Origin of the sequence: Nonomuraea sp. LP-02 (assembly GCF_036289125.1) — a bacterium.
GTDB lineage: Bacteria > Actinomycetota > Actinomycetes > Streptosporangiales > Streptosporangiaceae > Nonomuraea > Nonomuraea bangladeshensis.
Genome location: NZ_JAXCLK010000001.1, coordinates 345453 through 358893 on the forward strand (window position 1 = coordinate 345453; position 13441 = coordinate 358893).

The window sequence follows — 13441 nt, forward strand, 5'->3', positions numbered from 1 at the left end:
GCAGAGTGGCTCCGCCGCTCTGCCCCACGCTCTTCTACCTATGTAGAGTACGAGCTATGAAGAGCAACGCACCCCGGATGACCCTGCCGACCCAGGCCGTCCTGCGCGCCCTGCTCGCCGACCCCGCCCGTGAGCGGTACGGGCTGGAGCTCTGCGACCTCGCCGGGCTGCCCGGCGGCACCGTCTACCCGATCCTGGCCAGGCTGGAGCGGCTCGGCTGGGTGGAGAGCCGCTGGGAGGAGCCCAGCGCCCACGAGGAGGCGGGCCGCCCCCGCCGCCGCTACTACCGCATCACCCCCGACGGGGCTGAACGCGGCCGGGACGCCGTCGCCCGTGCCTACCGATCCCGCCGCCAGCCGGTCCCGGCCTGGCTGCTCCACCCGGGAGGCACCTCATGAACCGCGGCGACCCGCTCAGGCCCCTGCTGCGAGCCGCCGGCGAGTCGCTGGACGGCGAGCGGCTGCGGCTGGTGCGCCGCGCGTACGAGGTGGCCGCCCGCCGGCACGACGGGCAGCGGCGCCACAGCGGCGACCCCTACGTCACGCATCCGCTCGCCGTCGCCGTGATCCTCGCCGAGCAGGGCGTACGCGACCACGAGATCCTGTGCGCGGCCCTGCTGCACGACGTGCTCGACGGCACGGCGTGCCCCGAGGCGGAGCTGGCCGAGTTCGGCGAGGACGTCATGGCGCTGCTGCGCGGCTTCTCCGCGCTCGACAACCCCTGCGGTCTGCCGCCGGACCGGCGCGACCTCACCGACGAGCGCGTCCTGGCGCTCAAGCTCGCCGACCGGCTGCACAACCTGCGCACCGCCCGCTTCCTCCCCGAGGCCAAGCGGGCCCGCAAGGCGCGGGAGACCCTGGAGCTGTACGTGCCCGCCGCCGGAAGAGCGGGCCTGGAACGGGTGGGGGAGGAGCTGCGGCGGCTGGCCACCGCCAACCTGCCGGGGAACGGGCCGTACCGGCTCGTCAGGGCGGGCGCGGTGCTGCTCCCGCCGCACGCCCGAGCCCGCTACCTGGAGGAGTGGCTGGCCGAGCTGCACGCCATTCCCAGTCGGCGGGAGCGGAGGCGGTTCGCCGCCGGGCTGCTGCTCGGCATGCCGAGCCTGGCCGCGGCCCTCGGCCGATGGGACGCCGCCGGATGGGCACGAGCGCTGGGAGCGCTGCGAGGGCCGCGGGCGTCGCGGGCGCTGGGGGCGCTGCGGGGGCTGCGGGCGTCGCGGGCGCTGGGGGCGCTGCGGGGGCTGTGGGGCAGGATCGGGGCCGGGCGCAGGCGCAGGTAGTCTCGGGGGCTGTGCCGAGCATCCCGCAACCCCTCGACCCCGCCGACGACGGCGGCGCCCCGCCCGCCGTGGCCGCCGCCCTCGCCGCCCACCGCGACGGCACGGGCGACGTCGCCGCCGTGCTCAACGCCCTCGCCGGGGCGCGGCTGCTGGTGCCCGTGGTGGCGCTGCTGACCCGGTCCGAGGTGGGCGAGCACGGGCTGCGGCAGGAGAAGGAGAGCGAGATGGCCCTGCCCAAGCTCGTCGGGCAGGACGGCAGGCACGCGGTCCCCGCCTTCACCGGCACCGACGCGCTGACCAGGTGGCGGCCGGACGCCCGCCCGATCCAGAGCACCACACTCCAGGTGTGCCGGGCCGCGGCCCAGGAGGGCGCGGCGGCGGTCGTGATCGACGTGGCGGGGCCGGTGCCGTTCGTGATCGAGGGCGCGGTGCTGGAGGCACTGGCGGCCGTCGAGTCCGGCACCGCCGCCCAGCTCGACCGCGCCACCGTCGCCCGCGTCGAGCCCACCCCGAAACGCCGCTGGTTCTCCCGCCGCTGACCCGCCCCCGCGCTCCGCTGATCTGCCCAGCGAGACCGGTGTCGGTGAACGGGGCGCCGGGTGGCGGGTCGCGCACTAGGGTCGGCTCGTGGTCGCACTCATGGCGCTGGCCGGCCTGGTCTGCGGGCATCGCATCAGGGCGCTGGCCGACACCTACGCCCCTCCGGCCGGCGCCCCGGGAGCGGGGGTCGAGCTGGTGACCGCCGCCGTCGCGGCGCTGACCGCGTGGCGCATGGGCCTGCCGTACGTGCCGTTCGCGGTGATCGGGGTCGCGCTGGCCGTGATCGACTGGCGTACCACGATCCTGCCCGACGCGCTCACGCTCCCCGCGTACCCGATCACCGCCCTGGCGCTCTGGCCCACGGGGGAGCTGCCGCGGGCGCTGGCCGGAGCTGCGGCGCTGACGGCGCTCTACGGGCTGCTCTGGTTCGCCCGCCCCGAGGCCATGGGGCTCGGCGACGTCAAACTGGCCGGGCTCATCGGGCTCAACGCCGCCGCGGCCGGCTGGCCCGCGTGGGTCGCCGCGGCCTTCGCCGGGCAGGCGCTCGGCGCGCTCTACGCACTCGCGCTGCTCGCCACGCGGAGCGGCACCCGGCACACGCAGTTCCCTTTCGGCCCGTTCATGCTGATGGGCGCGTTCATCGTGCTGTGTCTCGACGGGTGAACGTGGGTCAGCCCACTCGGCGGCACGTGGAAGACTTGTACGCATGTTGCGCTGGTTGACCGCCGGAGAGTCCCACGGGCCCGAACTCGTCGCCGTCATGGAGGGCCTGCCGGCCGGGGTCGAGGTGACCACGGCCGCCATCGACGAGGCGCTGCGCCGCCGCAGGCTCGGCTACGGCCGCGGCGCGCGGATGAAGTTCGAGGAGGACAAGGTCACGATCGTGGGCGGCGTCCGCCACGGCCGCACGATGGGCAGCCCGGTCGCCGTCCGCGTGGGCAACACCGAGTGGCCCAAGTGGGAGAAGGTCATGGCGGCCGACCCGGTCGACCCGGCCGAGCTGGAGGGCCTGGCGCGCAACGCGCCCCGGTCGCGCCCGCGCCCCGGCCACGCCGACCTGTCCGGCATGCAGAAATACGGCTTTGACGACGCCCGTCCCGTGCTCGACCGCGCCAGCGCCCGCGAGACGGCGGCCAGGGTCGCGCTCGGCGAGGTCGCCCGCCGCTTCCTCAAGCAGGCGCTCGGCGTCGACATCGTCAGCCACGTGACCTCGATCGGCGGCGCCGAGAGCCCGTCGGACACCCTGCCCGGCCCCGGCGACCTGGCCCGCATCGACGCCGACCCGGTCCGCTGCCACGACCCCGAGGGCAGCGCCGCCATGGTCGCGGTCATCGACAAAGCCCATAAGGACGGCGACACGCTCGGCGGCGTCGTCGAGGTCCTCGCCTACAACCTGCCGCCCGGCCTCGGCAGCTACACCCACTGGGACCGCAGGCTCGACTCCCGGCTGGCCGGCGCGCTCATGGGCATCCAGGCGATCAAGGGCGTGGCGGTCGGCGACGGCTTCGAGACCGCCAGGCGGCCCGGCTCCCGCGCCCACGACGAGATCGCCTACACCACCGACGACGGCGTCCGCCGCCTCACCAACCGCGCGGGCGGCGTCGAGGGCGGCATGACCAACGGCGAGATCCTGCGCGTCAGCGCCGCCATGAAGCCGATCTCCACGGTACCGCGGGCCCTCGCCACCATCGACGTCAAGACCGGCGAGGCGGCCAAGGCCCACCACGAGCGCTCCGACGTCTGCGCCGTCCCGGCGGCCGGCGTCGTGGCCGAGGCCATGGTCGCGTTGGTCCTGGCCGACGCGGCCCTGGAGAAGTTCGGCGGCGACTCCGTCGAGGAGGTCGCGCGCAACCTGTCCGGCTACCTCTCATCCATGGTGATCAAATGACGGCCAAGGCAGTGCTGATCGGGCCTCCCGGCTCCGGCAAGACCACACTCGGGCGCCTGCTCGCCGACCGGCTCGGCGTCGGCTTCCGCGACACCGACACCGACGTCGAGGCGGTGGCGGGCAAGCCCGTCTCCGACATCTTCGTCGAGGACGGCGAGGCCCGCTTCCGCGAGCTGGAGCACGAGGCCGTACGCCGGGCCCTGGCCGAGCACGACGGCGTCCTGTCCCTGGGCGGCGGCGCCGTTCTGCATCCCGAGACGCAGGCGTTGCTCGCCGGCCACCACGTGGTCTACCTCCAGGTGGGGCTGGCCGACGCGGTCCAGCGGGTCGGCCTCGCCTCGGCCCGGCCGCTGCTGGTGCTCAGCCCGCGCAGCCAGCTCAAGAAGCTCATGGAGGAGCGGCGGCCGATCTACGAGCGGCTCGCGGCGGTGACCGTGACGACCGACCAGCGCGAGCCGGCGGAGCTCGCCGATGAGATCCTGAAGGGGCTGCCGGCATGAGCGCCGCGACCAGGATCACCGTACGCGGCGACAGCCCCTACGACGTGGTCGTCGGCACCGGCGTGCTGGCCGAGCTGCCCACCCTGTTCAGGCCCGGCGTCAGCACCGTCGCCGTCATCCATCCGGAGACCCTGCCGGAGATCTCCCGCCCGGTGTGCGAGGCGATCGCGGCGGCCGGGCACGAGGTCGTCGCCCTGCCGGTGCCCGACGGCGAGCAGGCCAAGACCGTCGAGGTGGCCGCCCGGCTCTGGTCGGAGCTCGGCCGGCACGGCGTGACCCGTTCCGACGCCGTCGTCGGCGTGGGCGGCGGCGCCACCACCGACCTCGCCGGGTTCGTGGCCGGCACGTGGCTGCGCGGCGTGCAGGTCGTGCTCGTGCCCACGACGCTGCTGGCCATGGTCGACGCCGCGGTCGGCGGCAAGAACGGCATCGACACGCCCGAGGGGAAGAACCTCGTCGGCACGTTCCTGCCGCCCGCGGGCGTGCTGTGCGAGCTGTCGACGCTCGACGGCATGCCGCGCGACGACTACCGCGCCGGCCTCGCCGAGGTCATCAAGGGCGGCTTCATCGCCGACCCCGAGATCCTGCGCCTGATCGAGGCCGACCCCGAGGGCGCGACCCGGCCCGGCGGCCCGCACACCCGCGAGCTCATCGAGCGCAAGATCCGGGTCAAGGCCGACGTCGTGGGCGCCGACCTGCGCGAGGCGGGCCTGCGCGAGATCCTCAACTACGGCCACACGCTGGCCCACGCCATCGAACGCGACGAGCACTACCGGATCCGCCACGGCGAGGCCGTCGCCATCGGCATGGTCTACGCCGCCGAGCTGTCCAGGCTCGCCGGGCGGGCCGACCTCGTGGCGCGCACACGGGCCGTCCTCACCTCGGTCGGGCTGCCCGTCTCCTACCGGGCCGACGCCTGGCCGCGACTGCGCGACCACATGCGGCTCGACAAGAAGAACCGCGGCGCCAAGCAGCGGTTCGTGGTCCTCGACGGCCTGGCCGAGCCCGGCCGGCTCGAAGGCCCCTCGGAAGAGCTGCTCGAAGCGGCCTACAAGGAGATCTCGGCATGATCCTCGTGCTCAACGGGCCCAACCTGGGCCGGCTCGGCACCCGCGAGCCCGACGTCTACGGCGCCGACACCTTCGAGGACGTCGCCGCGCTCTGCCGCGACACCGGCAAGAAGCTGGGCGAGGACGTCGAGGTCCGCCAGACCGACGACGAGGCCGAGCTGATCCGCTGGCTGCACGAGGCCGCCGACGGCCGCATCCCGGTCGTGCTCAACCCGGCCGCGTTCACCCACTACTCCTACGCGGTGCGCGACGCCATCGCCCAGCGTACGGCCCCGCTCGTCGAGGTCCACCTCACCAATCCCGCGGCCAGGGAAGAGTTCCGGCACAACTCCGTCGTCGCCGGGGTGGCGACGGGCACCATCGCCGGCTTCGGACTACAGTCGTACGTCCTTGCGCTGCACGCTATCGCGGAGTTGAACACCACCTCATGAGGCACTACAAGTCCTTCGTCGCGCTCGGCGACAGCTTCACCGAAGGACTGAACGACCCGGGCCCCCACGGCCACTACCGTGGCTGGGCCGACCGGGTCGCCGAGCGGCTGGCCGCCGACGACCCCTCCTTCCGCTACGCCAACCTCGCGGTCCGCGGCAAGCTGCTCGACCAGATCATCGCCGAGCAGGTGCCCGTGGCCGTCGAGATGGCGCCCGACCTGGTCAGCTTCTGCGCCGGCGGCAACGACCTGCTCAGGCCGGGCAGCGACCCCGACGTGATGGCGAAGAAACTCGCCCGCGCGGTGCGCGAGCTGCGGGCGGGCGGGGCCGACGTGCTGCTGTTCACCGGCGTCGATCCGCGCGACACGCCGCTGATGCGCCGCCTGCGGGGCCGCTTCGCCATCTTCTACCTGCACCTGCGCTCGATCGCCGACCTCTACGGGTGCCGGCTGGTCGACCAGTGGTCCATGCAGGGGCTGCGCGACTGGCGGGCGTGGAGCCCCGACCGGCTGCACATGAACGAGGACGGGCACCGGCTGGTGGCCGCCCGGGTCCTGGACGTGCTGGGCGTGCCGTTCGACGACTGGCGCAAGGACTGGCCGGAGCGATTCGTCGACCCGCGCGCGCGGCGGCGCGAGGACGCGCAGTGGATCCGCGAGCACCTGGTGCCCTGGATGGGCCGCCGGCTGCGGGGCGTCTCCTCAGGCGACGGCCTGTCACCCAAACGCCCCGAACTCACCCCCTGGGGCTGACCCCCGCGCTCCACCTCACGCCCTGGGCGGCCACCGGCCTGCGGGTCACGTCCTGAATGGCCGCCGGCGTCCGGCTCGCGTCCTGGGCGGCCGTCGGCCTGCGGGCTCAGCTTGTTCTTTATCCTCCGGATTGTTGTGCTGAGCAGGGTTTGATCGTTTCGCGGACAGTGAGACGGCCTTGAGTGATCATGTGCGCTCAACCACGGCCGGATCGACGTGGCACAGCTCCGTGAGGTGCTGGCCAGGCTGCCGTTGCCGTGCTGGCCGGACGGGTGGATCGCGCCGGCGGTGGATGTGTCGCCGTGGCTGCGCTCAGACGCGCCTTGCTCGGCCGAGCGGCTGTTCTGCCACGTGTACGGCCGGGCCAAGAGCGCCTCGCAGTTCATCCCGGGCTGGCCCTACTCCTTCGTGGCGGCGCTGGAGGTGGGCCGCACTCGTGGACATCCCTGCTGGACGTGGTGCGGCTGGGACCGGCCGACGACGCCACCGCCGTCACCGCCAACCAGCTCCGCGGCGTCATCGAGCGACTGATCACCGCCGGTCAATGGCGCACCGGGGACCCGGACGTGCTGATCGTGACCGATGCCGGCTACGACATCACACGCCTGGCCAACGTCCTGCGCGACCTGCCCGTCGAACTGCCGGGCCGCATCCGCTCCGATTGGGTGATGCGCTGCCCGGCACCCTCACGCGAGGAGTTCCTGCGAGCCCACCCCTACGGTGGGCGCCCGCCCAAGCCCAGCGGCGAGTTCGCCCTGGCCGACCCGGCCACCTGGCCCGAACCCGTGGTGAGCACGCTCACCGACACCACCCCCTACGGCAAGGCCGAAACCCGCGCCTGGGACCGGATCCGCCCGGCTCACCCACCGCGCCGCCTGGCTCGACCACGAGGGTGCGCTGCCGCTCATCGAGGGCACCCGGATCGGTCTGAAGGCCGAGCACCTGCCCGGCAACTGTGACGCTCCGCCAGTCTGGCTCTGGTCCTCCCGGCATCCCCAACCGCCGGCTCGCGCCCCGCTACGACGTCGGCAAGACCGTCAAACGCGGCCGCACCCTCGCAGCACTACAACAATCCGGACAATAAAGAACAAGTTAGGCGTGTGAACATCCCGGCGCAGCCGAGTCGATCTCGTGCTCGGCCGCGCCGACGTGCCTGTGAGGTAGCAGTTAGTCGGCCCGGCCGTCGGGGCCGGACCTCGTTCCCGTGTCGAACCTCGCCGTCACGGGCGCGGTGCTCCAGTCACTCACCTCATCGCCCCTGTCGATGCGCAGCAGCCGCGCCTGCACAGCGTCCATCAGCTGATCGGCGCCGGGCAGGAACTCCGGGCCGTTGACGAAGTGCATGACGGCTCCGACGACGTCCTGGCTGTCGTCCTCGTCGAGGTCCTCGGCGTCGAACGGCCTCCAGCCCGTCGCGGTGGCCGCCGCGAGAAGGCGAGCGGGGTCGTGGACGTGCAGGCCGGCCGAGTCGCCGCGGCCCCGCCGCAGGGACTCCCACGTGGCGGCCAACTCGGGGGCGTCGGCCCAGGTCCCGTTCACGACATCGGCCAGCGTACGGCGGAAGGAGGCGGCGGGCGCGTCGGGCAGGGCCGCTGCGATCCGCTCCGACTCAGCGCGGGCGGCGGGGCCCAGGCCGTTCTCCAGCACCGAGGAGAGAAGGTAGGCGGCGTGCTGAGCGGGGGCGGGATCGGTGCAGGTCAGTACGGCATGCAGGGTCGCGGGCTGGCCGGAGCGCTCGACGAGGGCGTACACCCTGCTCTTGGCGCGGGTGTGCTCGCAGTGGAAGGCGCGAGGGACGGCAGAGGTCGTGACGGGTTCTCCATCAACGTGAGGTACGTGGAAACCGCTGGTGGGCGCGGTACGGCCACGTCCTCTGACGGAGAAGTCCTGCCCGCTGGTGCTGCTGGTACGGCCAGCTGCCCGGTTCGGTGTTCGCATCGTACCGGCCGCTTGGGTGTTGTTTCGGGCGACTACACGTCGACCGGACCACCCGGGGTTGAATCGGTTCGTGAGTCCAGACGAGCGCAACGGTCTGGTGGATGAAGAATCAAGCTCAGAGGGTGTCTTCGAACCTTTGGAAGTGACCTGGGAGGAGCACTCGAAGGATTCTGAGCGGCTTGGCGACCAACGCGTCGAACTCACAACGGTGGATTCGCTTGCATCGGGCATGGTGCACGATCCGTCTGGCCGTGGAGTCGATGGAGCTCCGAGGATGCCCTGCATGGCGGGCGATGATCCATATGGAATGATCTTCATGGCCCTCCTCCGATGATGGAAGGACATGAGAATGCGGCTCAGCCTCCCTCGTAACGGCCTGCTGGCAGTGGCGGCCCTGGACCTGCTCGTCGCCTTATTGATGGTTGCGGGACGATTGACGCCCACGCCGGCGGGACTGGTGGCCGCGGCGGTGGTCGCGCCGCTGTCCGCCATGGGATACATGCACGCGTACCGGCTGTTCAGGGCCGCTCGTGAGGTCGGTGCGGCGCCCTGGGACGCGCTGAGGACGGTCGCCGATGCTCTGGTGCCGCTGCAGGTACGCATGCTCATGAGAGCGGAACACAGGAACCTGGCCAGCTTCGCTCTGTGGGTCAGGCGGCGTCAGGACGGGGTGCCGCCGGGTGGTATCGCTCTGGCGTATGCGAAGAATCAGCGGCCGCTGTTGCTGATGCTGCTGTTCGCCGTGATCGTGCAGGCCGTCGCCCTTGAGTGGATGCTGGCCGCCTCGAACGCTGCGGCCGGCCTGCGCGCCGTCGTCATGGTGGCCGATGTCTACCAACTCTTGTTCGTGCTGGCCCTCGGGGCGGCGTCCGCCACCCGGCCGCATGTCGTGACCGCGGAGGAGTTGCGCATCCGCTACGGCGCGTACTTCGACCTGCGCGTCCCGCGCGAGCTCATCGCCTCGGTCAAGGTAAGCCGTAACTACAACGCGCGTGGTGTGATCGAAGTGGCGGACGGCCACCTCACACTGGGAGTGGACGCGCAGACCAACCTGATTGTCAACCTGACCGGGCCGATCGCCGTCACCAGGCCCCTCGGCCGTCGCGAGCACGTCACCACGATCCGCTTCTACGCCGACGACCCTGGCTCAGCTTTGGAAAGCTTGCAAGGGCGTTCGTGAACCAGGTTCGACCGCGATCACGCATTGCCCGGCGGGCCCGGCTCCACAGGTTGGTCAGGCCGCCGGGGGAGCACGATCTTCAAGGTCAGGCGCAGAAAGCGGCCGGCCTTTCGAGTTTCCTTGACGATCACGGGTCGGGGATTGGAGACACCCTCTCAAGCCCTGGGCGGCCATCGGCATCCGGCCTCACGTTCCTGGGGGCCACCAACCCCCTAGGACGTGAGCCTTTGGCTCAAGCTCTGGGCTGAGCATCTGCCTTCGAGGGCCGTCCGCCGGGCTCCGGCGGGCGGCCCTTCCTGGTGTTCAGGCGTCGGCGGTTTCGGCCGCCTCGGCGGCCAGGCGCTTCAGTGCGGCGCGGGGGATCGCCGGGTCGGTGGTGCGCCAGAACGGGGGCAGCGAGTTCAGCAGGAAGCCGCTGTAGCGGGCCGTCATCAGGCGCGGGTCGAGGACCGCGATGACGCCCTTGTCGTGCTGCGAGCGCAGCAGCCGCCCCGCGCCCTGGGCCAGCAGCAGCGCGGCGTGGTTGGCGGCCACCGCCATGAAGCCGTTGCCGCCCCGCGCGGCCACGTGCCGCTGGCGGGCGGAGGTCAGCGGATCGTCGGGGCGCGGGAACGGCACCCGGTCGATGATGACCAGCCGCAGCGACGGCCCCGGCACGTCGACGCCCTGCCACAGCGAGAGCGTGCCGAACAGGCACGTGGGCTCGTCCTCGGCGAACTGCTTGACCAGCAGCATCGTCGAGTCGTCGCCCTGGCACAGCAGTGGCACGTCGAGCCGGTCGCGCAGCGCCTCGGTGGCGGCCTTGGCCGCCCGCATCGAGGAGAACAGCCCCAGCGTGCGCCCTCCGGCCGCCTCGATCAGCTCGGCGATCTCGTCGAGGTATTGCTGCGGCAGGCCGTCGCGTCCGGGCTGGGGGAGGTGTTTGGCGACGTAGAGGATGCCGGACCTGGGGTGGTCGAAGGGGGAGCCGACGTCGATGCCCTGCCACTCGCCGGGCCCGCTGAGCCCCCACTGCGCGGCCAGCGCGTCGAACGTGCCGCCCAGCGCGAGCGTGGCGGAGGTGAGGACCACCGTACGCTCGCCGAACAGCTTGTCGCGCAGCATGCCGCTGACGGTCAGCGGCGCGACGCGCAGCGCGGGCGGCCGGCGGTCGGTGCCACCGTCGAGCCAGACGACCTCGGCGCGGTCGGCCTCGGAGGCGTGCCCGTAGGCGTCCAGCATGCGCACCGCCGTGTCGTGCACCTCGTCGAGGGCGGTGAACGCGGCCTTGCGCTGGCCCGCCTTGTCGGGGTCGTCCTTGTCGGCGTTGCGCGGCCCGAGGGCCGTGACGCAGCGCCAGGCGGTGTCGCGGATGAGCTGGAGGGTCAGCCCCAGCACCTGGGGCAGCTCGTCGACGCGCCCCGGCGGGGCGGCGGCGAGCAGCGCCTTGAGGTCCTCGCCGGCCTCCTGGAGCTGGTCGGCGACCGACTGCTCGATGAGCCGGCCGACCCGCCGTACGGCCAGCGACACGGTCAGCTCCGACAGCTCGCCGGTGACGACGGACGTGACCCGGTCGACCAGCTCGTGCGCCTCGTCGACGACCACGACCTTGTGCTCGGGCAGCACCGGCAGCTCGCCCATGGCGTCGATGGCGAGCAGCGCGTGGTTGGTGACCACGACGTCGACCTCGCCGGCCCGCTGCCGGGCCAGCTCGGCGAAGCACTCGGCGCCGCTGGGGCACCGGTTGGCGCCCAGGCACTCCTGCGCGCTGACCGAGAACTGCCGCCAGGCCTGCTCGCTCACGCCCGGCACCAGCTCGTCGCGGTCGCCGGTCTCGGTCTCCTCGGCCCACTCCTGGATGCGCTGCACCATGCGGCCGGTGGCGCTCACCTCGCGCGGGTCGAAGAGCTGGTCCTGCTCGTCGTCCTCGGGCCAGCCGGCGGTCGCCTTGTAGCGGCACAGGTAGTTGCGCCGGCCCTTGAGTATGGCGAACGTCGGCTCGTGCGGCAGCTCCTTGCCCAGGGCCTCGGCCAGGCGGGGGAGGTCGCGGTCGACGAGCTGGCGCTGCAGCGCGATCGTGGCCGTGGAGACGACCACGGGCTTGTCGCTGTCCATGGCGTGGCGGATCGACGGGACGAGGTAGGCCAGCGACTTGCCGGTGCCCGTGCCGGCCTGCACGGCCAGATGCTCGTCGGCGTCGATGGCCTGCTGCACGGCGCGGACCATGGTGACCTGGCCCTGCCGCTCGCTCCCTCCGACGGCGTTGACGGCGATGCTGAGCAGTTCGTCGACTGACGGGAGATGGGAGTCCGGCACGGCAGTAAACGCTACCCGCATTTGCCGGGTCGCCGTGCCGAACGCGGCGTGATCGGCCAGACGCATCCCGGCATTCCCGAACGCGTGCGGCGGCGGGCGTGGCACACTGGGCGATCGGGACCCCAACAAGTCGGACACGCGCTCATGGTGGTTGACGAGGGGGGCCTGGAGTGTGTATGGGAGAGCCGGTTCAGTAGGGTTTTCCGGGGTTGAGTGGACGCATAAAGGCTGGTTAATACAGTATGTCTGCCATGTCGGAAGTTGTCCCGTTGCCGTCGTTCGGCGAAGTCTTCTTCGATGCACGAGGTCAGGAGCGCTGCCTCCGGGTCACGTGGCACGAGGGCACCTTGGTGCTCAGCCTGTGGCGTGGGGAGATGTGCACAGCGAGCTTCCGCATGCCGATGGAGGACGTCGGCCGGCTGCTCGACACCCTCGACGAGGGCTTCGCCGAGGCCACGGGCGAGCAGCCCGCCGTGCCCGCGCACGACCCTGGCACCGAGGTCATGCCGGGCACCGGCCAGTACCAACGCCCGGCGCAGCCTCTCCACCAGCCGCAGTCGCCGCTCGACGAACGGCCGGTCGCGCTGTCCCCGAACGACGTCCTCGTGGCCCGGGGCCCGGCGCCCCAGGACAAACTCGTGGCCGGGTTCGGCGAGACGACCGGATCGAGGGAGCAGACCCCCGCCTACGGCGAGCGGACGCCCTTCACCGGCCCTCAGTACGTCGAGAGCACCGGCCCCCAGCCCCGCTACACCGGCGACCCCTACAGCGGCCCGCAGTACACCGGCGACCCGGCGAGCGGTCCCCACTACTCCGGCGACCCTGCCAGCGGCCCTCACTACACCGGCGACCCCGCCAGCGGTCCCCAGTACACCGGCGACCCGTTCAGCGGGCCGCAGTACACCGCCGACCGGTCGCCCTACCAGCCGCAGCAGCAGCCCGACCGCTTCACCGGCCCCCAGTACGCCGAGCCCCAGTACGCCGAGCCCCAGTACGCCGAGAACGAGCCCCTCTACCAGATGCCCGGCGCCGACCAGCGCCGTCCGGCGCCGCTCAGCACCGACCCCCTCGGCTTCCCCTCCCAGGCCGCCGGCACGTACGCCGGGAGCGGGCAGCCGGCACAGCCCTACCAGTCGGACCCGTACGGGCCGGATTCCTACGGGTCCGACTCCTACGGTCGCCGGGACTCCTACGCCCAGCCGTCCCAGCAACAGCAGCAGCCGCCGGCCCAGCAGCAGAGCCAGGGCGGCGGCTCCGGCGGGGCCGGGCTCGGCACGCCCATGCACGGCATCCCCGGCGCCGGCCGCCGCCGCACCGCCCCCCAGCAGGCCGCCCCCCAGCAGGCCGCCTCCGGCTACGGCGCCGACTACCGGGACGACTACGGCTCCTACCAGCAGCCCAACCCGGTGGACCCGCTGCTCGCGCTCGGCCGCCAGGAGCAGTACCCGCAGCAGGCCGACCCCGGCATGACCCGCCCGTACGTCGGGGACCCCATGTTCTCCACGGGCGAGCGCCTGCGCCCCGACCAGCCCGACTACCACGAGCGGAGCGACCGCAGGGACTGGTGA

The 13441-nt window shown here is 72.6% G+C and carries 14 protein-coding genes and 1 pseudogene; 13 read left to right on the forward strand and 2 right to left on the reverse strand.

The genetic code is table 11. The features are described 5' to 3' along the window. Positions 1-56 precede the first annotated feature (56 nt). The 10 genes and pseudogenes from SMD20_RS01630 (at position 57) to SMD20_RS01675 (ending at position 7419) form a co-directional block, all read left to right on the forward strand. Positions 57-398, forward strand: coding sequence for a PadR family transcriptional regulator (locus SMD20_RS01630; protein WP_245774847.1), 342 nt, complete (start codon positions 57-59; stop codon positions 396-398). Then, positions 395-1279, forward strand: coding sequence for an HD domain-containing protein (locus SMD20_RS01635; RefSeq protein WP_329574097.1), 885 nt, complete (start codon positions 395-397; stop codon positions 1277-1279). Before SMD20_RS01630 ends, SMD20_RS01635 begins: the two co-directional genes overlap by 4 nt. A gap of 11 nt (positions 1280-1290) precedes the next feature. Next, positions 1291-1818: an SseB family protein gene (locus SMD20_RS01640; RefSeq protein WP_329574098.1), complete on the forward strand. Its 528-nt coding sequence runs from the start codon at positions 1291-1293 to the stop codon at positions 1816-1818. A gap of 88 nt (positions 1819-1906) precedes the next feature. Then, positions 1907-2482, forward strand: a complete 576-nt coding sequence (locus SMD20_RS01645; RefSeq protein WP_329574100.1) for an A24 family peptidase — start codon at positions 1907-1909, stop codon at positions 2480-2482. A gap of 43 nt (positions 2483-2525) precedes the next feature. Then, positions 2526-3707, forward strand: coding sequence for a chorismate synthase (gene aroC / locus SMD20_RS01650; RefSeq protein ID WP_329574102.1), 1182 nt, complete (start codon positions 2526-2528; stop codon positions 3705-3707). Further along, positions 3704-4207, forward strand: a complete 504-nt coding sequence (locus SMD20_RS01655; RefSeq protein WP_329574104.1) for a shikimate kinase — start codon at positions 3704-3706, stop codon at positions 4205-4207. Before aroC ends, SMD20_RS01655 begins: the two co-directional genes overlap by 4 nt. Then, complete coding sequence (aroB, locus tag SMD20_RS01660) at positions 4204-5277, forward strand: 3-dehydroquinate synthase (protein WP_329574106.1); 1074 nt, start codon at positions 4204-4206, stop codon at positions 5275-5277. Before SMD20_RS01655 ends, aroB begins: the two co-directional genes overlap by 4 nt. Further along, a complete protein-coding gene (aroQ, locus tag SMD20_RS01665) occupies positions 5274-5708 on the forward strand; it encodes a type II 3-dehydroquinate dehydratase (protein WP_329574107.1) in 435 nt (144 codons plus the stop codon). The genes aroB and aroQ overlap by 4 nt, the downstream gene beginning before the upstream one ends. Next, positions 5705-6460, forward strand: a complete 756-nt coding sequence (locus tag SMD20_RS01670) for an SGNH/GDSL hydrolase family protein (RefSeq protein ID WP_329574109.1) — start codon at positions 5705-5707, stop codon at positions 6458-6460. Before aroQ ends, SMD20_RS01670 begins: the two co-directional genes overlap by 4 nt. A gap of 234 nt (positions 6461-6694) precedes the next feature. After that, positions 6695-7419 (forward strand): annotated as a pseudogene (locus SMD20_RS01675) (transposase). A gap of 208 nt (positions 7420-7627) precedes the next feature. Here the strand turns inward: SMD20_RS01675 and SMD20_RS01680 are convergent. Then, the gene (locus SMD20_RS01680) at positions 7628-8212 is read right to left on the reverse strand and encodes a hypothetical protein (protein ID WP_329574111.1); all 585 of its coding nucleotides are present in this window, start codon (positions 8210-8212) and stop codon (positions 7628-7630) included. Between the two features lie 256 nt (positions 8213-8468). On the opposite strand from SMD20_RS01680, the gene SMD20_RS01685 reads away from it, so the two are divergent. Together SMD20_RS01685 and SMD20_RS01690 are read left to right on the forward strand one after the other, a co-directional pair. Further along, on the forward strand, positions 8469-8732 hold the full coding sequence (locus tag SMD20_RS01685) for a hypothetical protein (RefSeq protein WP_329574113.1): 264 nt from the start codon (positions 8469-8471) through the stop codon (positions 8730-8732). 15 nt (positions 8733-8747) lie between these two features. After that, the gene (locus tag SMD20_RS01690) at positions 8748-9578 is read left to right on the forward strand and encodes a hypothetical protein (RefSeq protein ID WP_329574115.1); all 831 of its coding nucleotides are present in this window, start codon (positions 8748-8750) and stop codon (positions 9576-9578) included. A 303-nt stretch (positions 9579-9881) separates the two neighbouring features. On the opposite strand, the gene SMD20_RS01695 is transcribed toward SMD20_RS01690, so the two are convergent. Further along, positions 9882-11894 (reverse strand): ATP-dependent DNA helicase, encoded by a 2013-nt coding sequence (locus SMD20_RS01695; RefSeq protein ID WP_329592394.1) that lies wholly within the window; start codon positions 11892-11894, stop codon positions 9882-9884. Positions 11895-12124: 230 nt separating this feature from the next. Between SMD20_RS01695 and SMD20_RS01700 the strand changes: the two genes are divergently transcribed. After that, positions 12125-13441 carry a hypothetical protein gene (locus SMD20_RS01700; protein WP_329574117.1) on the forward strand — a complete coding sequence of 439 codons (1317 nt, stop codon included), beginning with the start codon at positions 12125-12127 and terminating at the stop codon, positions 13439-13441.